This window comes from Micromonospora sp. NPDC049679 (assembly GCF_040659735.1).
GTDB lineage: Bacteria > Actinomycetota > Actinomycetes > Mycobacteriales > Micromonosporaceae > Micromonospora_I.
Window position 1 is genome coordinate 1 of sequence record NZ_JBFANZ010000046.1, and the last position, 18,486, is coordinate 18,486.

Here is an 18,486-nt window from a genome sequence, read left to right on the forward strand (position 1 = left end):
CATCAGACCGAACCCGAAGACCGCCATCTCCTCCACACTGAGACGGGTCTGCTCGGGTGCGGTCAGCAGCGCGGTGAGCAAGTGCGACCGCGACCCGGCCACCCGGCGGGTCGCCGACTCCCGCCTGCATCTCGCCATCGCCGCGGCGAGCGGCAGCCCGTCGCTGGCGGCCGCCGTGGCCGACGTGCAACTCACGTTGGACCAGTTGCTCGGCGCGATCCCGGTCATCGCGCGCAACCTCGATCACTCCGACGCGCAGCACACCCGGGCCGTCGACGCGATCCTCGCCGGTGACGCCGCTTCCGCCCGGGCGGTGATGGAGGAGCACTGCGACGGTACGGCCGAACTGCTGCGTGGCCTGCTCGGGTGACCTTGGCGTCCGGCCCATTGACGATCCATTGGATTACTAGTAGACCTTTAACATGGAGGTCCACCGATGACCACCCCCGCCCCCGTCCTCACCCTCGAAGAGCTCCGCCTGGCGGTCGACGCCGGCGAGATAGACACCGTCGTGCTCGCCCTCGTCGACATGCAGGGGCGGCTACAGGGCAAGCGGTTCCACGCCCCGTTCTTCCTCAACGAGGTGGTGGCGCACGGCAGCGAAGGCTGCAACTACCTGCTCGCCGTGGATGTCGACATGAACACCGTGGACGGTTACGCGATGTCGAGCTGGACGCGCGGCTACGGTGACTTCGCCATGGTGCCCGACCTGGCGACGCTGCGCCGCGTGCCGTGGCAGCCCGGCACCGCCATGCTTCTCGCCGACCTCGCCTGGCTAGACGGCGCGGGCGAGGTGCCCGCCTCACCACGGCAGATCCTGCGCCGGCAGCTCGACCGGCTCGCGGCGCACGGACTGACCGCGTACGCCGGCACCGAGCTGGAGTTCGTCGTCTACCGCGACTCGTACGAGGAGGCGTGGCGGCGCGGTTACCGCGAGCTCACCCCGGCGAACCTCTACAACGTCGACTACTCGCTGCTCGGCACCGCCCGGGTCGAGCCGCTGCTGCGCCGCATCCGCAACGAGATGGCCGGCGCCGGCCTGGTGCCGGAGAGCGCCAAGGGCGAGTGCAACCTCGGCCAGCACGAGATCGCGTTCCGCTACGCCGATGCGATCACCTGCGCCGACAACCACGTCATCTACAAGAACGGGGCCAAGGAGATCGCCGCGTTGGAGGGCATGGCGCTGACCTTCATGGCCAAGCCGAACGAGCGCGAGGGCAACTCCTGCCACATCCACTTCTCGCTCCGCTCCGCCGATGGATCGTCCGCGATGCCCGGCGGGGACGGGCGCCTCTCCGTCACCGGACAGCGGGTGGTCGCCGGGCTGCTCGCCACGATGCGGGAGTTCAGCCTCCTGTTCGCCCCCAACATCAACTCGTACAAGCGCTATCAGCCGGGATCGTTCGCCCCGACGGCGGTGCGCTGGGGCACGGACAACCGCACCTGCGCGCTGCGCGTCGTCGGGCACGGCGAGGGCATGCGGGTGGAGAACCGGGTGCCCGGCGCGGACGTCAACCCGTACCTCGCGATCGCCGCGCTCGTCGCCGGCGCGCTGCACGGGCTGGAGAACGAGCTCGAGCTGGAAGAGGAGGTCGCCGGCAACGCCTACGACGACGGGGACGCGCCGCGCGTCCCGCCGACGTTGCGCGACGCGCTCGGGTTGTGGGAGGAGTCGACGCTCGCCCGCGCGGCCTTCGGCGACGAGGTGCTGGCGCACTACGCCAACAACGCGCGGGTCGAGCTGGCCGCCTTCGACGCCGCGGTGACCGACTGGGAGCTGTTCCGTGGCTTCGAACGTTTGTGACGACAGGGGAGCGGCGTTGACTCAGGTGATCAACCCGGCCACCGGGGTGTCGGTGGCGACGGTGCACTCCGCGTCGGTGGAGGAGACCGATGCCGCGATCGAACGGGCGCGGCGGGCGTACGAGTCGTGGCGTCACGTGTCGCCCGGAGACCGGGCGAGGCTGTTGCGACGTTTCGCCGCGGTCGTCGACGCGCACCGCGAGGAGTTGGCGCAGCTCGAGGTCCGCAACGCCGGGCACACGATCGGCAACGCGCGCTGGGAGGCGGGCAACGTGCGCGACGTGCTCGACTACTACGCCGGCGCGCCGGAACGGCTGACCGGCCGGCAGATCCCGGTGGCCGGCGGGCTCGACGTGACGTTCCACGAGCCGCTCGGCGTGGTCGGCGTGATCGTGCCGTGGAATTTCCCGATGCCGATCGCCGGCTGGGGCTTCGCGCCCGCGATCGCGGCCGGCAACACGGTCGTGCTCAAGCCCGCCGAGCTCACCCCGCTGACCGCCATCCGCCTCGCCGAGTTGGCCCTCGAAGCCGGGCTTCCCGACGGTGTCCTCACCGTCGTGCCCGGCAAGGGCAGCGTGGTGGGGGAGCGCTTCGTCACCCACCCGGCGGTCCGCAAACTCTGCTTCACCGGCTCGACCGAGGTCGGGAAGCGGATCATGGCGGGCTGCGCCGACCAGGTGAAGCGGGTGACGCTGGAGCTGGGTGGCAAGAGCGCGAACATCGTGTTCGCCGACGCCGACCTGGAGAAGGCGGCGGCCACGGCGCCGTACTCCGTCTTCGACAACGCCGGGCAGGACTGCTGCGCCCGGTCGCGGATCCTGGTCCAGCGGTCGGTCCACGACCGCTTCCTGGAGCTGCTCGAACCGGCGGTGCGGGCCTTCCGGGTGGAGGATCCGGCGCTGGAGAGCGCGGAGATGGGCCCGCTCATCTCGGCGGGACAGCGCGACGCCGTCGCGTCCTATGTGGATGGCGCACGGGTGGCGTTCACGGGGAGAGCGCCCGAGGGGGCCGGCTACTGGTACGCGCCGACCGTGCTCCTCGCCGATTCCGCCGCCGACCGGCACTGGCGGGAGGAGATCTTCGGGCCCGTGGTGTCGGTGCTCCCGTTCGACGACGACGCCGACGCGGTCGCGCTCGCCAACGACACCGACTACGGGCTCTCCGGCTCGATCTGGACCCGCGACGTGGGGCGGGCGATCCGGGTCGCCCGCGGGGTCGAGTCCGGCAACCTCAGTGTCAACTCGCACTCGTCGGTCCGCTACTCGACGCCGTTCGGCGGGATGAAGCAGTCCGGCCTCGGCCGGGAACTCGGCCCCGACGCGCTGCACTCGTTCACCGACGTCAAGAACGTGTTCATCGCCACCGACGAATAGCGAATACAGCAGATAGCGCATACCAAAAAAAGGGAGATGCCGTGCAGGGGCGGTTGCAGGATCGGGTCGCGGTGGTCACCGGGGCCGGCAGCGGGATCGGGCTGGCGACCGTACGGCGCTTCGCCGCCGAAGGCGCGCGCGTGGTCAGCGTCGACGTCGACGAGAAGGCCGGCAGGGCGGCAGCCGAGGAGGTCGGCGGCGACTTCGTCGCCTGCGACGTCGCCGACGAGGAGCAGGTGCGTGAGCTCTTCGACGGCGTGGCCGCGCGGCACGGCCGGGTCGACATCGCCTTCAACAACGCCGGCATCTCGCCGCCGGACGACGACTCGATCCTCACCACCGGTCTCGACGCGTGGGAGCGGGTGCTGCGGGTCAACACCACGAGCGTCTACCTCTGCTGCAAGTACGCCATCCCGCACATGCAGCGGCAGGGGAAGGGCTCAATCATCAACACCGCCTCGTTCGTGGCGTTGATGGGCGCGGCGACCTCGCAGATCGCCTACACCGCCAGCAAGGGCGGCGTCCTCGCGATGACCCGCGAGCTGGGTGTGCAGTTCGCCCGCGAGGGGATCCGGGTCAACGCCCTCTGCCCCGGACCGATCGCCACCCCGCTGCTGCTGGAGCTCTTCGCCAACGACCCGGAGCGGGCCGCCCGCCGGCTGGTCCACGTGCCGATGGGACGGTTCGGCCGGCCCGAGGAGATCGCCGCCGCCGTGGCCTTCCTCGCCAGCGACGACGCCTCCTTCATGACCGCGTCCCAGTTCGTCGTCGACGGCGGCATCACCGGCGCGTACGTGACCCCGCTGTGAGACCGGTCGTCGGCATCACGTCCTACGTCGAGCCCGCGTCGTGGGCGGTGTGGCAGGACGTGCCGGCGGCGCTGGTGCCGTACGCCTATGTGCGGATGGTCACCGGGGCCGGCGCCCGCGCGGTCGTGCTCCCACCCGACGACGTCGACGCGGATGTGCTGCGGCTACTCGACGGTCTCGTCCTGGCCGGTGGCGCCGACGTCGGTCCCGATCTTTACGGCGCGGACCCGGCGCCGCGTACGGAGAGCCGCCCGGACCGGGACGGCGGCGAGATGACGTTGCTGCGCGCGGCGCTCGACGCGGACCTGCCGGTGCTCGGTGTCTGCCGGGGCATGCAACTGCTCGCCGTCGCCTACGGCGGCCACCTGCACCAGCACCTGCCCGATGTCGTCGGGCACTCCGAGCACCGGCCGGCGCCGGGCCGCTACGGCTCGCACCCCGTCCGGTTCGCCCCCGGAAGTCTCGTCGCAGAGGTGATGGCGGGCGATCGGGAGGTGAACACCTACCACCATCAGGGGGTGGCCGATCCGGGGCGGCTGAGCCCGACCGCCTGGGCCGGCGACGGGGTGATCGAGGCGATCGAGGACCGCGACCGCCGGTTCGTGCTCGGCGTGCAGTGGCATCCCGAAGCGGCGGCCGACGTGCGTCCGTTCGCCGCCCTGGTGCGCGCAACCCATCGATAAATCGTTCCGTTTCCGGCAGCGCCGTGACAGGATCACGATCATGGGGAAGGTGTACGACGGGATCAGCGGGCGGTTGCGGGAGTTCGTCGAGGCCCAGCCGGTCTTCTTCGTGGCCACCGCGCCGAGCGGCGCGCAGGGGCACGTCAATGTTTCGCCCAAGGGCATGACCGGCACGTTCGTGGTGCTCGATGAGGCGCGGGTGGCCTATCTGGACTACCACGGCAGTGGCGCGGAGACGATCGCACACCTGCGCGACAACGGGCGGATCACCCTGATGTTCTGCGCGTTCGACGGCGCACCCAAGATCGTCCGGTTGCACGGGCGGGGCGTCGCCGTACCGGTCGACGACCCTGGCTTCGCCGATCTGCTCGCCGCCTTTCCCGCCCCGCCCGACCGGCACGGGCTCCGCGCGGTGATCACCGTCGACGTGACCCGGGTCAGCGACTCGTGCGGCTTCGCTGTTCCGTTGATGAGCTACCAGGGCGACCGCGACCTGCTGGTCCAGGCCCACTCCCGGCGCAGCGCCGCCGATCTGGCCGACTACCGGGTCACCAAGAACGCCGTCAGCATCGACGGCCTGCCGGCCATCTCCCCGGCACGCGCGCGAGCGCCGCGCGGGTAGTTGTCGTCACAGGGGCGTTACGGTCATGGATCGTTGGGGTAGAAGGCGGTGACGGCGGAAGAGCGACGCCCTTCCATTACCGGCCGTCGCAGGAGGGCTTGATGAGGTCAGCTCCGGAGGGTGACGAAAACCTCTCCACGGGCGCGGCCCCCTCGGCGGCCCTCGCGGCGGCGTTCGACGCCGGCGGCGAGATGGGTGGCCGCATCCGTGGGCTGGACTGGTCCGGAACGCCCCTCGGCGCCCCGCACACCTGGCCGGCGAGCCTCTCGCACGCCGTCAGCATGATGCTCGCGTCGCAGTCCCAGATCGTCATGTTCTGGGGCGACGAGCACGTCGCCTTCTACAACGACGCCTACCTGCCCACCATCGGCCGCAAACACCCCGGAGCTCTCGGCCGGCCGGCCCGCGAACACTGGGGCGAGCTCTGGCCGGTCCTCGCTCCCCTCTTCGTCGGTGTGGCCCGCTCGGGGCAGGCGTACCAGAGCCGGGACCATCCGTTCCTGCTGGAGCGGTACGGCTACCTCGAAGAGACGTACTTCGACATCTCCTACGACCCGCTGCGCGTCGAGGACGGCACGATCGGCGGGATCTTCTGCATCGTCAGCGAGACGACGGGACGGGTGCTCGGCGAGCGGCGGCTGCGCGCCCTGGCCGAGCTGGGTTCCCGGCTGTCCGACATGAAGACCGCGTCCCAACTGGGCGAGGAGACGGCCCGGGTGCTCGGCGGCCACCCTGCGGACGTTCCGTTCTCGCTGCTCTACCTCGGTGATCCCGGCGCCGAGGAGCTGACCGGCTGGAGCGGGGTGGGGGACGAGAGCATCGTCGTGCGGCGGGCCGACGGGGACGTGGCGTTGCCCCCGGCGCTGGCCCAGGTGCTCGGCGGCGGGCCGGCGACTCTCGCCGACGCCACGGACTTCGTCGCGGTGGCCCCCGAGACCGCAGCCGCCCGGGTGCTGGTGCTCCCCATCACCGCCGCCAACGAGTCGGCGGGCGCCCTCGTCGTGGGGATCAGTCGGCATCTGGCACTGGTCGGGGAGTACCGGAATTTCTTCGACCTGCTGGCGGCACAGGTCTCCAGCGCGGTGACCAACCAACGCGCGTACGAGCAGGCGCGGTCGAGGGCCGCGCAGCTCGCCGCCCTCGACCGGGCCAAGACCACCTTCTTCGCCAACGTCAGCCACGAGTTCCGCACCCCGTTGACGCTCATCCTCGGCCCGATCGAGGACGTGCTGTCCGAGGCGGACCTCCCGGCGCGATATCAGGAGCCGCTCGATGTCGTGCAGCGCAACGCGCTGCGGCTGCTCAAGCTCGTCAACACCGTGCTCGACTTCTCGCGCCTGGAGGCGGGGCGGCACTCCGCCGTCTATCAACCGACCGACCTCGCCGACTACACCGCCCGGCTGACGAGCACGTTCCGGTCCGCGGCCGAGCGGGTCGGACTGCGCCTGGTGGTCGACTGTCCACCGCTGCGCGCGCCAGTCCTGGTGGACCGGGAGATGTGGGAGAAGATCGTCTTCAACCTTCTCTCCAACGCGCTCAAGTTCACCTTCGACGGCAGCGTCACGGTCCGGCTGCGCGCGACCGAGCGGGACGCCCGACTCGAAGTGATCGACACCGGGGTGGGGATCCCGGCCGATGAGGTGCCGCAGCTCTTCGAACGCTTCCATCGGGTGGTCGGCACCCCGTCGCGCGTCACCGAGGGGACCGGCATCGGTCTCGCTCTGGTCCGACAGCTCGCCGAGCTGCACGGCGGCTCGGTTGCCGTCGAGAGCCGGCTCGACCAGGGGAGCACCTTCACCGTCACCGTGCCGTTCGGGGACGCCCATCTTCCGGCGGAGCGGGTGCGGGCGACCGGGTTGCCGTTGACCGACAGCGGCGCCGCCGAGCTGTATCTCGAGGACACGGCGTGGTGGGACCGCGAGCGGGACGCGCCCGCCGTGGACGGGGGGCGGCCCGGCGCACGCCGTCCCGGACGCATCCTGGTCGCCGACGACAACGCCGATCTGCGGGACCACGTTGTCCGGCTGCTCTCGCCGTACTGGCAGGTGGTGGCTGTGCCGGACGGTGCGGCCGCGCTCGAGGCCGCGGTGACCACGCCGTTCGATCTGGTCCTGAGCGACGTGATGATGCCGGGACTCGACGGGTTCGGGCTGGTGGCGGGGTTGCGGGGCGATCCGCGCACCCGGCACCTGCCGATCGTGCTGCTCTCCGCCCGTGCGGGCGAGCAGGCGGCCGTGGAAGGGCTCGCGGCCGGCGCCGACGACTACCTCGTCAAGCCCTTCTCCGGCCAGGAACTCGTCGCGCGGGTGCGGGCCAGCCTGGAGCTGGGGCAGCTGCGCGGCCGGACCATCCGGCAACTGCGCGCGCTCGCCGACGCGGCGGTCGCGGTCAACACGGCGCGTTCCACCGCCGACGTGATCAGGGTCGCGGCCGAGCACGCCGAGCAGATGGTGGCCGCCGCGCGGGTGGTGGCCTCGGTCCCCGGCGCCCGGTACGAGGCGGACGGCGGTGGCGATTCCGGTACCGAGCCTTCCGCGGTGGTGCCGCTGGTCGGCACCACCGGGGAGCAGCTCGGCGAGCTGCGGGTGTGGTCGGGCGACGAGGTCGGCGCCGACACCGAGGACGTCGTCCTCGCCCAGCTCGCCCGGTTGGTCGGCGTGCGGTTGGAGAACGCCCAGCTCTACGAGGCCGAGCAGCGGATCGCGACCACGCTGCAGCACAGCCTGCTGCCCCAGTCGCTGCCGAAGGTGGCCGGGGTGATCCTGGCCAGCCGCTACCTGCCCGGCAACAGCGAGGCCGAGGTGGGTGGCGACTGGTACGACGTGATCCCGGCGGACGGTGGAGAGCTGGTCCTGGTCATCGGCGATGTGGTCGGCAAGGGGGTGCAGGCGGCCGCGACGATGGGGCAACTGCGCAACGCGCTGCGGGCGTACGTGCTGGAGGGTTTCGACCCCGGCCCGGCGCTGACCCGGCTCAACCGGCTGGTCCGCGCGATGGACGGACGCTCCCTCGCGACCGTGTTCTGCCTGCGGTTCGACCCGCGCACCGGCCAGCTCCGCTACGCCAGCGCGGGCCACCCGTCCCCGCTCATCATCACTCCCGGTGATTCGTCACCCGGATCCTCGTGCGGCTTCGTGCACGAGCGGGCGCTGGGTCCGCCGGTCGGCGCGATCCCCGGCACGACGTACGTGACGATGGAAACGGAGCTGGAGCCCGGATCGCGCATCCTGCTCTACACGGACGGGCTGATCGAGGATCGCGCGGAGGGCATCGACGAGGGCCTGGCGCGGCTCTGTGACGACGCGGTCAGCGCGTGCGACCACGTCGAGGACCTGGTGGACCGGATGGTGGCGCGGGTCAGGCGTCAGCGCCGGCGCGACGATGTCGCCGTGTTGGCGTTGGAAGCCGCCCACCTCGACCGGTTCGCGCTGCGGCTGCCGGCCGATCCGACGAAGTTGACCGTGCTGCGCCGGCGTCTCGAGGATTTCCTCGTCGCCCACAACGTGACCGAGTCGGCGTTGTTCGACCTCACCGTCGCGATCTCCGAGGCCGCCGCCAACGCCATCGAGCATCCGATGACGCCCATCGAGCCGGTGGTCTTCGTCGAGGTCGCGATCGAGGACCGGACGGTCGTCGCGCGGGTCCGGGACACCGGCCAGTGGCGTGCGGCGACGGAGGGCGGGTTCCGCGGTCGGGGGCTCGCGCTGATCGGCGCGCTCGCGGAGTTGACGGTCAGCCGGACCGCGGACGGGACCGAGGTCACGCTGCGCCGCCCGCTGGACAGCTGATGCTGGTCGTGCGGGCCGCAGTGATCCGGATACGACCGGGATGGACGCGACGAGCCGGGTCAGCGCGGCCGCAGCCAGGGCTGTTCGCCGAGGCCGGAGATGTCGAGCACCCGGCGGACCTGGCGCGATGGGATCACGACCAGACCGGCCGGGTAGTGGTCGGTGAGCCGGATCAGGGCCTGGATCGCGGCCGAGTCGAAGAACGACACCTCCCGGAGGTCCAGCGTCACCCGGGTCGCCGTGGCGCGGGTCGCTGCTTGGAACATCGTTTCCGCCGTCGACATGTCGACTTCGCCACGGATGAGCACGGTGGCGTGGTCGCCGTCGAACTCCGTCGTCGCGGAGAAGACAGACTCCTGGCCTTCTTGATCCACCGGACAACGATGGCACACTAGTTCCCCTACGGCAACAATCGCCCGGGGTGCGGCGAAGGGCGGGTCGAAGCGTGAGCCGTCGTCCGTGCCGGCGATAGGCTGGCAGTCATGACTGTCCGTGCGCCGCTCACCCCAGGCACTCTCTCCCCATGGCGGCAGGTGCCGTCACACATCGTCCGCCCTGAATACGTCGGGAAGAAGCGCCCCCAGGAGTGGCGCGGATCCCACGTGCAGAGCGCCGAGACGATCGAGAAGATGCGCCTCGCCAGCCGGATCGCGGCGCAGGCGACGCAGCTCGCGGGCGAGCACTGCAAGCCGGGCGTGAGCACGGACGAGATCGACCGGGTCGTGCACGAGTTCCTCTGCGACCACGGCGCCTACCCCTCCACCCTCGGCTACAAGGGCTTCCCCAAGTCGTGCTGCACGAGCCTCAACGAGGTGATCTGCCACGGCATCCCCGACTCGACCCTGCTCGAGGACGGCGACATCATCAACGTCGACGTCACCGCGTACATCGGCGGCGTGCACGGGGACACCGACGCGACGTTCTGCGTGGGTGAGGTCTCCGAGGACGCGCGGCTGCTGGTCGAGCGCACCCACGAGGCGATGATGCGGGGCATCCGGGCGGTCGCGCCCGGCCGGCAGATCAACGTCGTCGGTCGGGTCATCGAGTCGTACGCCCGGCGCTTCGGGTACGGCGTAGTGCGCGACTTCACCGGGCACGGCATCGGCGAGGCCTTCCACAGCGGTCTCTACGTGCCCCACTACGACAGCCCCCGCCCCACCGACGTGATGGAGCCCGGGATGACCTTCACGATCGAGCCGATGATCACCCTTGGCACGCACGAATACGAGATCTGGAAAGACGGCTGGACCGTCGTCACGAAGGACCGGCGCTGGACCGCCCAGTTCGAGCACACGATCCTGGTGACGGAGGACGGTCACGAGATCCTGACCCTTCCGTGACCGACGAGCCCCTCGCCGACGACGAGCACCACCACGCCGACGTCTCGGGCGGCTGGCTGCGCCCGGCCGTCTTCGGCGCGATGGACGGCCTCGTGACCAACATCGCGCTGATCGCCGGTGTCGGCGGCGGCGGCGTGGCCCCGCGTGACATTGTGCTCACCGGGGTCGCCGGCCTGGTCGCCGGCGCGATCTCGATGGGGCTGGGCGAATACACCAGCGTGCAGACGCAGAACGAGCAGATCGCCGCGGAGATCGCCAAGGAGCGGCGCGAACTGGAGCGGCACCCGGAGGCTGAGGCGCGTGAGCTGGCCGCGGCCTGGGTACGACGCGGCCTGCCGGCGACGCTGGCCACGCAGGTCGCCGAGGCGATCAGGCACAACCCCGAAGAGGCGTTGCGGCTGCACGTCCGCGAGGAACTGGGCGTCGAGCCGGGCGAGCAGCCCAGCCCCTGGACGGCCGCCTTCTCGTCGTTCCTCTGCTTCTCCGTGGGCGCGTTGATCCCGCTGCTCTCCTATCTTCTCGGCTTCCAGCAGCTCTGGCTGGCGCTCGCCGTCGGCGGCGTCGGTCTCTTCGCGGCCGGCGCCATCGTCGCCCGGTTCACCAGCCGGCGGTGGTGGAGCAACGGGTTGCGGCAGCTGATGATGGGTGCGGCGGCCGCGGGCGGCACCTATCTCGTCGGCCGGTTGATCGGCATCGGGGGCGGCCTCGGATGACGCCCGCGCCGGGCTCCGCGGTCACGGAACCGTCGACGGCGGGGCCGGCGCAGCGGCAACGTCCTAGGCGAGGCGACGTTCGATCGGCAGCCGGGACCGGGTCAGCAGTCCGGCTCCGAGCATCGCCACCACGGGGACCACGACCAGCACGGCGAGCGTCGTCCAGGGGACCACGAGCGGGTACGGCACCCGGGTCGGCCCGGTGGTCGTGTCCACGTACGCCTGGTCGAGCGCGGCGAGGATGGTCAGGCCGGCGATGAGTCCGGCCAGGATCCCGAGCAGCGAGCCGAGCCCGGCGATCACCCCCGCCTGACTGAGCGACAGGAGCCGGCGCACGGATGGACTGGCCCCGATGGCGGCGAGCGTGGAGAGATCCGCCCGGCTCTCGGCGGCCGCGAGCCCGGTGGCGATACCGGCCGCTCCGACCGTGACCAGTCCGGCCGCGATCGCCAGCACGATCAGGATCGATTGATTGGAACTGGGCCTTCCCCGCTCGACCTGCACGTACAGGCGGGGCGACAGCTCGACCAGCGCCTGCCGCAGCCGCTCCTCCTGCGCAACGGTGGGGGTGGCGCCGGTCGCCAGGGCGAAGCCGACCTGCCGCGTGGTGAGCCGGGCCTTCGCGAGCAGGCCGGGTGAGTAGATCACCGTCGGCGTGTTGAGGGCGTTCGTGAGGGCGTACCCGGGCACCGTCAGCGAGCCCCGCCGGACCGGCTCCCCTTCGGGGGTGAACCCTGTGACGACGTCGACCGTCACCGTCCCGTTGACGACGAAGCGCGCGTCGCTGACCACGATTCCACTGGCGCGGAGCACCTGCGCCGCGCCGGCGAGGTCGGCGCGCGGCAGGCCGGTCAGGATCGGCAGGGCGGTGCCGTCGTCGGTCGCCGAGCCGGTGAAATCCTCGTAGAGGGTGCGGCCGGTCTCCCGGCATCTGTGATCCGTGGCGGCGGCCCGCTCCTCCGCGGCGGTGGGCGGGCGTCCCAGTCGGCGCAGCGGGCAGACCTGGGCCGCCGGCATCCGCAGGCGCAACCCGCACCACTCCTCCGGCGCGCTCCCGGCGCGGCAGGCGGGCTGGCGGAGTTCGGCCACGTCGGTCAGGGCGATGCTGGCGTCCGCGAGGACCCGCACCCGTTCCGGTGGGAGTGGTCGATCCTGGTCGCCGTGCATGACGGACACGTAGCCGGGCGGCAGGGCCGGCTGATAGGACGCCTCCTGGCGCAGGTCTTCGCTGGTCAGGAAGGTGGCAAGGGCGACGCTGCCGGCGACCGCCGCCATCACGGCGGAGATGGCCGGGGCCGCGGCGGCCCGGTTGCGTGCCGTGTCGCGCAGGGCGATGCGGGGGGCCAGCGGCAACACGCGACCGAGGCGGGCGATGAGTCCGACCAGGCTCGGCGTGCAGAGGACCAGCCCGAGCTCCGCCAGCACCACGCCGGCAAGGATCGCGTTCGTGCTGCCGTCGGAAGCGCCGTACACGGCGACCGCGCTGCCGGTCGCCGCGAGCGCCGCACCCAGGACCAGCCAGCGCTTGCGTGACCGGATCACTCCGCGCCGCCCGCCCAGCGTCGTGACGATCTCCTGCCGGGCCGCGGTGTACGCGGGAACGAGCGCGGCCAGCACACCGGTGATGACGGCCAGGACGGCGATGCCCAGCAGCGCGAGCGGAAAGAAGCGGTAGCCGCCGGCACGGGCGTTGACCAGGTACTGCTCGACGATCGGGCGGCCGGCGGCGGCCGCGATCACCCCGAGAACGATGCCGACGACGGCGCCTGCCGAGCCCAGCACCACCCCGTCGGCGAGGACGAGCCGACGCAGGTGCGCGGGCGCGCCCCCGTTGGCGGCAACGAGAGCAAGGTCACGTTGCCGGCGCCGCGCGCCGACGGCGAACGCCGGCCCGGCCAGCAGAACCACCTCGAGCAGGCCCAGACCGCCGACGAGAAGCACGCTGCCGACGGTCTCGGTGTCATAGTCGGGGGACGGGGAAAACGGCGTCGTGCCGGCCGGCGGTGGGTCGAGCAGCACGGCGCGGGACTTCACCAGCAGACCGCGCTGGTTGAGCTGCCCGACCTGCGCCCAGCTCACCGGGGCGGGGGTGTCGACCAGCCATCCGCCGTCCGCCGGCTCCGGCATCGCCTCCGGCGGCAGGACGACCAGCTCGCGCAGGTTGTCGGTCCACTCCACCACGGCGACCACCGTGTACGTCGGCGACCGGTCGCCGCCGGTCACCCGTTCGCCGAGCCCCGCCCTGAGGCGGTCTGCCGCCTGCTCGCTGAGCGCGATCTCGGCGCCGCCGACCGGCGCCCGCCCGGCGAGCACGCGGACCATGCCGTGGGCGAGCGGGTCGGCGAGGTCGATCCCCCGGGCCTGGAACTGGGCGATCCCGCTCGCGGTCCGTAGGCCGACCGAGCGGCCATTGACGTGCCGGATGGCCCGGCTGCCGGCGGGGAGCGCGGCGAGGATGTCCGCGGTCGTGGTCGGCGTCCGTTTCTCGCCGCCCTCACTCGACCAGCCTTCGCCCCGCGTGTCCTGTTGGACCGGACCCTGCGATACCCAGCGCAGCTGAGCGTCCGCCGTGCCCAGCTCGCGCTCGATCTGCTCCGCCGGACCGAGGTGGAACATGTCGTAGGTGACGGCGACGAAGCTCAGCGCCAGCACCGGTAACGCGATCATCGCGAGCACGAGGGCGTTGCGGCCCTTCGCCCGGCGTGCTTCGCGGACCGAGATCCGCAGCGCGGCCCGCCACGCGCCGATCCCGCCGGCCGACGTGCCCCGCAGACGTCCGGTCACCGCGGCGCCCCGGCCGTCCCCGTCACGTCGCGCCCAGCAGTTGCTCCGGCTGCGGGAGCGGGCCGGAGGTGTCGACCACCACGCCGTCACGCAGGAACACCACCCGGTCGGCCCAGGCCGCGTGCCGGGCCTCGTGCGTCACGAGCAGCCCGGCCGCGCCGGCATCGATGCGGGTACGCAGCAGCCGCAGGATCGCCTCCCCGGTCTGCGAGTCGAGCGCCCCGGTCGGTTCGTCGGCGAGCACCAGTCGGCGTTCGCCCACGAGCGCACGGGCGATGGCGACCCGCTGCTGCTGGCCGCCGGAGAGATCGTCGGGGAACCGCGTCCCGAGTTCGGCGAGCCCCACCTCGGTCAGGGCGGCCATCGCGAGGCGCCGGGCCTGGCGTATGCCGGTCCCGTCCAGCTCCAGCGGCAGGGCGACGTTCTCCGCGGCGGTGAGGCTGGCGAGCAGGTTGAGGTCCTGGAAGACGTAGCCGACGCTGCGCCGGCGCAGCTGCGCGAGCTGGCGGCGGGTGAGGGTGTCGAGCTGCCGACCCTCGACGTGCACCTCGCCCCGGGTCGGTCTGTCCAGCCCACCGGCGAGGTTGAGCAGGCTGGACTTGCCGGAGCCGGAGGGGCCCATGACGGCGACCAGTTCGCCGGCGTCGACGGTGAGATCCACGCCGCGCAGCGCGTGTACGGCTGCGGCGCCGGCGCCGTGGGTGCGGTGCACGCCGTGCAGCCGCAGCACCGTCATCGTCCCGCCTCCTCGCGTTCCGGCGCGTCGAGGGGTTCGACCGGTCGGGGCGGCGGGGCGGCCGATGGCCGGTGCCGGACCAGACTCGCCTCGCAGTGATCGAGCCACCGCACCTCGGCTTCGGCCTGGAACACCATGGCGTCGAGCACCAGGCGCCAGGGCAGCTCCCCGGGCTTGTCCTCGCGGGCCTTGAGCCGGGTCAGCTCCTGCAGCGTACGCATGGTCGACGTGCGCTGGCCCTGCACGACCGCCCGTACGTCGATGCCGGGCGTGGTCAGGGCGAGCGCCAGCTTGATCGCGAGTTCGTCGCGCGGACGGTCGGTCCGGCTGATCGGAGTGGCGAACCAGAGCGCCAGGTCGGCCCGCCCGCTCGCGGTGATCTCGTACGGCCGCTGCCCCCCGTCGTGCTCCGGCAGCGGTTGTACGAGTCCGTCCCGTTCGAGGCGCGACAGTGTCGTGTAGACCTGCCCGATGTTCAGCGGCCAGGTCGCGCCGGTCGACTCCTCGAACGCGGCGCGCAACTGGTAGCCGTACATCGGCCCGCGTTCGAGCAGGGCGAGGAGGCCGTGGCGGATGGACACGGGCCCGAGTATGCATACCCGGTATGCGATGGGCAACCGCAGGCCGAGTGATCTTGCCGACAGCCGCCCTCAGCCGGGTCGACCGGGGAACGGCACGGTGGTCGGCACGACGCCGGCGATGCGTCGCCACCGGGTGGCCCGCACCGCGCAATCCGTGAGGGCGTCGAGGGACTGGGCCCGCTGCGCGCCGGTGGTGACGGGCAGCGCCGCGCGCCAGACCGCCCCGGTCCGCTCCTCGATCGTGACCGCCAGCCGCAGCGCGCTCGCCCGATCGGTCACCGGGAACGGCAGCGCGTACCCGGGCTCGGCCGGTGGGGGAGTCGCCTGGTCGCCGGCGAGCGCCAGGACCAGCTCGTCGCGGCGGGCCCGGTGCGCGGCCTCGGTCGCGCGCGCCTCCTTCTCGGCGCCGGCGTCGAGGTGCACGCCGATCGGGCCGTACGCGAAGATCGCGGCGTGTTCCGCGGCCAGCGCGGCGGAGAGCCCCTCGCTCATTTGAGTACCTCCACGTGGGTGGCGCGGGCGGCGGCGATCGAGCCGAGCAGCGCCGCGCGGGCGCCGGGGGCGGTGCGGCATGCCTCGGCGGCCGCCGCCTGCCCCTCCCGCTCGGCGCTGCGCAGCCCGGCCAGCGTGGTCTTCGCATCGCCGGGCTCGGCCGAGCGCGTGCCGCCGCTCGGGGTGGTGGTGGGGGGCGTCGTGCCGGTGATCCGGGCCAGCTCGGCGGCGTGCGCCCGGTGCGCCTCGGCGAGCGGCGTGAGCCGGGCGGAGAGGTCGGGATGGGCGGCCGCGGCGGCGTCGTGTCGGGCGGCGAGCTCCCATGCGGAGGCGAGCAGCGGCGCCAACGGGTCCGGCGCCGGCGGTGGCTTCTCGCCGCGGTCGAAGAGGCCGCACCCGGTCAGCGCCGCCGCCGGGACGCCGAGTGTGGCGCCGGCGGCGAGCCGCAGCACCCCGCGTCGGGACAGCGCCCGGCCGGCCGCATCGTCATTCGCGTTCCTGCTCCGCACCAGCCTTAGTCAACACCATCCGCGCCCCGGGTGGGCGTCGCTGTCGCCGCCCGCTCCGTCTATCGGTGCGCCGACCGGTCCGGCGGTCGGCGCGCGCGTTAGGCTCTGCGCAGCCGCTGGGCATGACGCCCCGGGGCATCACCGGCGTGGCGCGTCCCGCACGCCACCGATTATCGCGAAGAGGTGCCGAGATGACGCAGCGTGGCCGCGCGGCCGGTAGGCCACCGGCTGGATCGCGCCCGGCATCCCGTCCGGCAGGGGAGCGGCCGCGAGGGGATCTGGCCGCGCGCCGGGCCCAGTTGCGCGCCGTGATCGAACCCGCGGTCACCGCCGTGGGTTACGAGGTGGAGGATGTCTCGGTCTCCCGGGCCGGGCGCCGACACGTCGTGCGGGTGATCGTCGACGCCGACGGGGGGATCAACCTCGACGCCGTCGCCGACGTGTCCCGCGCCGTCTCGGCGGCGCTCGACGCCGCCGAGGAGCGCGGCGGTGAGCTGGTTGCCGGTGAATACCAGCTGGAGGTCAGTTCGCCCGGTGTCGACCGGCCGTTGACCCTGCCGCGTCACTGGCGGCGCAACGTCGGCCGGCTGGTGAAGGTCGCCGCCGGGCAACGGCAGGTGACCGGTCGGGTGACATCGGCCGACGATGATCGGGTGGCGTTGGACGTGGACGGCGCCGTGCAGGAGTGGGTCTACGCCGACCTCGGGCCCGGACGGGTTCAGGTGGAGTTCAACCGGCTCGACGAGGTCTCCGACGAGGACCTCCACGAGATCGAGGGCGCTGCGGACGACGATGCCGTCGCCGATGACGAGGAAGTGGAGGACGAGGAGAGGTGAACATCGACCTCGCGGCGCTGCGCGCACTGGAGCGCGAGCGGGAGATCCCGTTCGACACGATCCTCGCAGCGATCGAGACTGCGTTGCTGACGGCCTACCGGCACACGGAGGGCGCGGAGCAGTACGCGCGCGTGGAGATCGACCGCCGGAGCGGCGCGGCCCTTGTCTACGCGCAGGAGATGGACGAGGCCGGGGCGGTCACCCGCGAGTGGGACGACACCCCGCACGATTTCGGACGAATTGCCGCGATGACCGCGAAGCAGGTCATTCTGCAGCGGCTCCGCGAGGCTACCGACGAGGTTCACTTCGGGGAGTACGTCGGTCGCGACGGTGACCTCGTCACCGGCGTGATCCAGGCGCACGAGGCGCGCACCGAAAAGGGCATCGTCAGCGTCGACCTGGGCAAGCTGGAGGCGGTGCTGCCGTCGTCCGAGCAGGTCCCGGGCGAGATCTACCAGCACGGTCAGCGGATCCGGTGCATCGTGGTGCACGTCGCGAAGGGTTTCCGCGGTCCGCAGATCACCCTGTCGCGCTCGCACCCCGGCCTGGTCAAGAAGCTCTTCGCGCTCGAGGTGCCCGAGATCGCCGACGGAACGGTCGAGATCTCGGCGATCGCCCGTGAGGCAGGTCACCGTACGAAGATCGCGGTGCGTTCGACGACTCCCGGCGTCAATCCCAAGGGGGCGTGCATCGGCCCGATGGGGCAGCGGGTCCGCGCGGTGATGAGCGAGCTGCACGGTGAGAAGATCGACATCATCGACTGGTCGGATGATCCCGCGACCTTCGTCGGCAACGCGTTGTCGCCGGCGAAGGCGTTGCGGGTCGAGGTGGTCGACCTGGCGAGCCGTGCCGCCCGGGTGACCGTGCCGGACTTCCAGCTCTCGCTCGCGATCGGCCGCGAGGGCCAGAACGCCCGGCTCGCGGCGCGCCTCACCGGGTGGCGGATCGACATCCGTCCCGACACCGAGCAGTCGCCGGACCCCCGACGCGGCGGTGGCGATCACGCGACGGAGGCGGGCGACGCGGTCTCGGGCGCGGCGGGGTAGACTTCCTCAGTGGTACGACGTGCGTGGCCGGAGCGCACCTGTGTGGGCTGCCGGCAACGTGCGACGACCCCCGAGTTACTGCGGGTCGTCGCGGTCGGGAACGGGGCTGGTCACAGCCTCCGCCCTGATCCGACCCGCAGGCTGCCGGGTCGGGGAGCGCACGTACATCCTGATCCGGCTTGTCTCGCGCTGGCACAGCGGCGCCGCGCCTTCGGGCGGGCGCTGCGGCTGACCGGGGTCCCCGACACCGGTGAGCTGGCCGAGCACATCAGTGCGGTAACCACTACGTCCGACCATCCGGTCGGACGAGGGTCGCAAGCAAGGTAGGACGACCAACATGAGCACACGATGAAGTCCCAGAAATGATCAGG

Annotated in this window: 17 protein-coding genes and 1 pseudogene; 12 read left to right on the plus strand and 6 right to left on the minus strand. The window is 72.1% G+C overall.

Translation table 11 applies throughout. The annotated features are described in order from the left end of the window. From AB0J06_RS23070 to AB0J06_RS23100, 7 genes are all read left to right on the plus strand, one after another. Positions 1-370: FCD domain-containing protein (locus AB0J06_RS23070; RefSeq protein ID WP_357431195.1), on the plus strand; the 370-nt coding region annotated here is incomplete at its 5' end. 66 nt (positions 371-436) lie between these two features. Beyond that, positions 437-1,804, plus strand: a complete 1,368-nt coding sequence (locus tag AB0J06_RS23075) for a glutamine synthetase family protein (protein ID WP_091554069.1) — start codon at positions 437-439, stop codon at positions 1,802-1,804. A gap of 16 nt (positions 1,805-1,820) precedes the next feature. Beyond that, positions 1,821-3,176: an aldehyde dehydrogenase family protein gene (locus AB0J06_RS23080; protein ID WP_357431197.1), complete on the plus strand. Its 1,356-nt coding sequence runs from the start codon at positions 1,821-1,823 to the stop codon at positions 3,174-3,176. Positions 3,177-3,217: 41 nt separating this feature from the next. Further along, positions 3,218-3,985 (plus strand): 3-oxoacyl-ACP reductase, encoded by a 768-nt coding sequence (locus AB0J06_RS23085; RefSeq protein WP_357431199.1) that lies wholly within the window; start codon positions 3,218-3,220, stop codon positions 3,983-3,985. Next, positions 3,982-4,668 carry a gamma-glutamyl-gamma-aminobutyrate hydrolase family protein gene (locus AB0J06_RS23090; RefSeq protein ID WP_357431201.1) on the plus strand — a complete coding sequence of 229 codons (687 nt, stop codon included), beginning with the start codon at positions 3,982-3,984 and terminating at the stop codon, positions 4,666-4,668. The genes AB0J06_RS23085 and AB0J06_RS23090 overlap by 4 nt, the downstream gene beginning before the upstream one ends. Positions 4,669-4,708: 40 nt before the next feature. Further along, a complete protein-coding gene (locus tag AB0J06_RS23095) occupies positions 4,709-5,290 on the plus strand; it encodes a pyridoxamine 5'-phosphate oxidase family protein (protein WP_357431203.1) in 582 nt (193 codons plus the stop codon). Positions 5,291-5,391: 101 nt separating this feature from the next. Further along, positions 5,392-9,078, plus strand: coding sequence for a SpoIIE family protein phosphatase (locus AB0J06_RS23100; protein ID WP_357431205.1), 3,687 nt, complete (start codon positions 5,392-5,394; stop codon positions 9,076-9,078). A 59-nt stretch (positions 9,079-9,137) separates the two neighbouring features. On the opposite strand, the gene AB0J06_RS23105 is transcribed toward AB0J06_RS23100, so the two are convergent. Then, positions 9,138-9,452, minus strand: a complete 315-nt coding sequence (locus AB0J06_RS23105; protein ID WP_357431207.1) for an STAS domain-containing protein — start codon at positions 9,450-9,452, stop codon at positions 9,138-9,140. 108 nt (positions 9,453-9,560) lie between these two features. On the opposite strand from AB0J06_RS23105, the gene map reads away from it, so the two are divergent. Both map and AB0J06_RS23115 read left to right on the plus strand, forming a co-directional pair. Further along, a complete protein-coding gene (gene map, locus AB0J06_RS23110; RefSeq protein WP_357431209.1) occupies positions 9,561-10,418 on the plus strand; it encodes a type I methionyl aminopeptidase in 858 nt (285 codons plus the stop codon). Beyond that, positions 10,415-11,131, plus strand: a complete 717-nt coding sequence (locus AB0J06_RS23115; RefSeq protein WP_357431211.1) for a VIT1/CCC1 transporter family protein — start codon at positions 10,415-10,417, stop codon at positions 11,129-11,131. The genes map and AB0J06_RS23115 overlap by 4 nt, the downstream gene beginning before the upstream one ends. 63 nt (positions 11,132-11,194) lie before the next feature. Here AB0J06_RS23115 and AB0J06_RS23120 read toward each other — a convergent pair whose 3' ends face one another. The 5 genes from AB0J06_RS23120 to AB0J06_RS23140 all read right to left on the minus strand — a co-directional run bounded on the left by AB0J06_RS23120 (position 11,195) and on the right by AB0J06_RS23140 (position 16,233). After that, a complete protein-coding gene (locus AB0J06_RS23120; RefSeq protein ID WP_357431213.1) occupies positions 11,195-13,915 on the minus strand; it encodes an FtsX-like permease family protein in 2,721 nt (906 codons plus the stop codon). Between the two features lie 22 nt (positions 13,916-13,937). Further along, entirely contained in the window at positions 13,938-14,651 is a 714-nt protein-coding gene (locus tag AB0J06_RS23125) for an ABC transporter ATP-binding protein (RefSeq protein ID WP_357431215.1), read from the minus strand. Beyond that, positions 14,648-15,232, minus strand: a complete 585-nt coding sequence (locus AB0J06_RS23130; RefSeq protein ID WP_357431217.1) for a PadR family transcriptional regulator — start codon at positions 15,230-15,232, stop codon at positions 14,648-14,650. Before AB0J06_RS23130 ends, AB0J06_RS23125 begins: the two co-directional genes overlap by 4 nt. A 69-nt stretch (positions 15,233-15,301) precedes the next feature. Continuing rightward, positions 15,302-15,724, minus strand: coding sequence for a ferritin-like domain-containing protein (locus AB0J06_RS23135; protein ID WP_357431219.1), 423 nt, complete (start codon positions 15,722-15,724; stop codon positions 15,302-15,304). Continuing rightward, positions 15,721-16,233 carry a hypothetical protein gene (locus tag AB0J06_RS23140; RefSeq protein WP_357431221.1) on the minus strand — a complete coding sequence of 171 codons (513 nt, stop codon included), beginning with the start codon at positions 16,231-16,233 and terminating at the stop codon, positions 15,721-15,723. The genes AB0J06_RS23135 and AB0J06_RS23140 overlap by 4 nt, the downstream gene beginning before the upstream one ends. Positions 16,234-16,424: 191 nt before the next feature. Here AB0J06_RS23140 and rimP point away from each other — a divergent pair, with 191 nt between their 5' ends. From rimP to AB0J06_RS23155, 3 genes and pseudogenes are all read left to right on the plus strand, one after another. Continuing rightward, positions 16,425-17,069: a ribosome maturation factor RimP gene (gene rimP / locus AB0J06_RS23145; RefSeq protein ID WP_357431223.1), complete on the plus strand. Its 645-nt coding sequence runs from the start codon at positions 16,425-16,427 to the stop codon at positions 17,067-17,069. After that, positions 17,066-18,115, plus strand: a complete 1,050-nt coding sequence (gene nusA / locus AB0J06_RS23150; protein ID WP_357431224.1) for a transcription termination factor NusA — start codon at positions 17,066-17,068, stop codon at positions 18,113-18,115. The genes rimP and nusA overlap by 4 nt, the downstream gene beginning before the upstream one ends. Positions 18,116-18,124: 9 nt before the next feature. Continuing rightward, a pseudogene (locus AB0J06_RS23155) lies at positions 18,125-18,456 on the plus strand (YlxR family protein). The last annotated feature ends 30 nt before the right edge of the window (positions 18,457-18,486 follow it).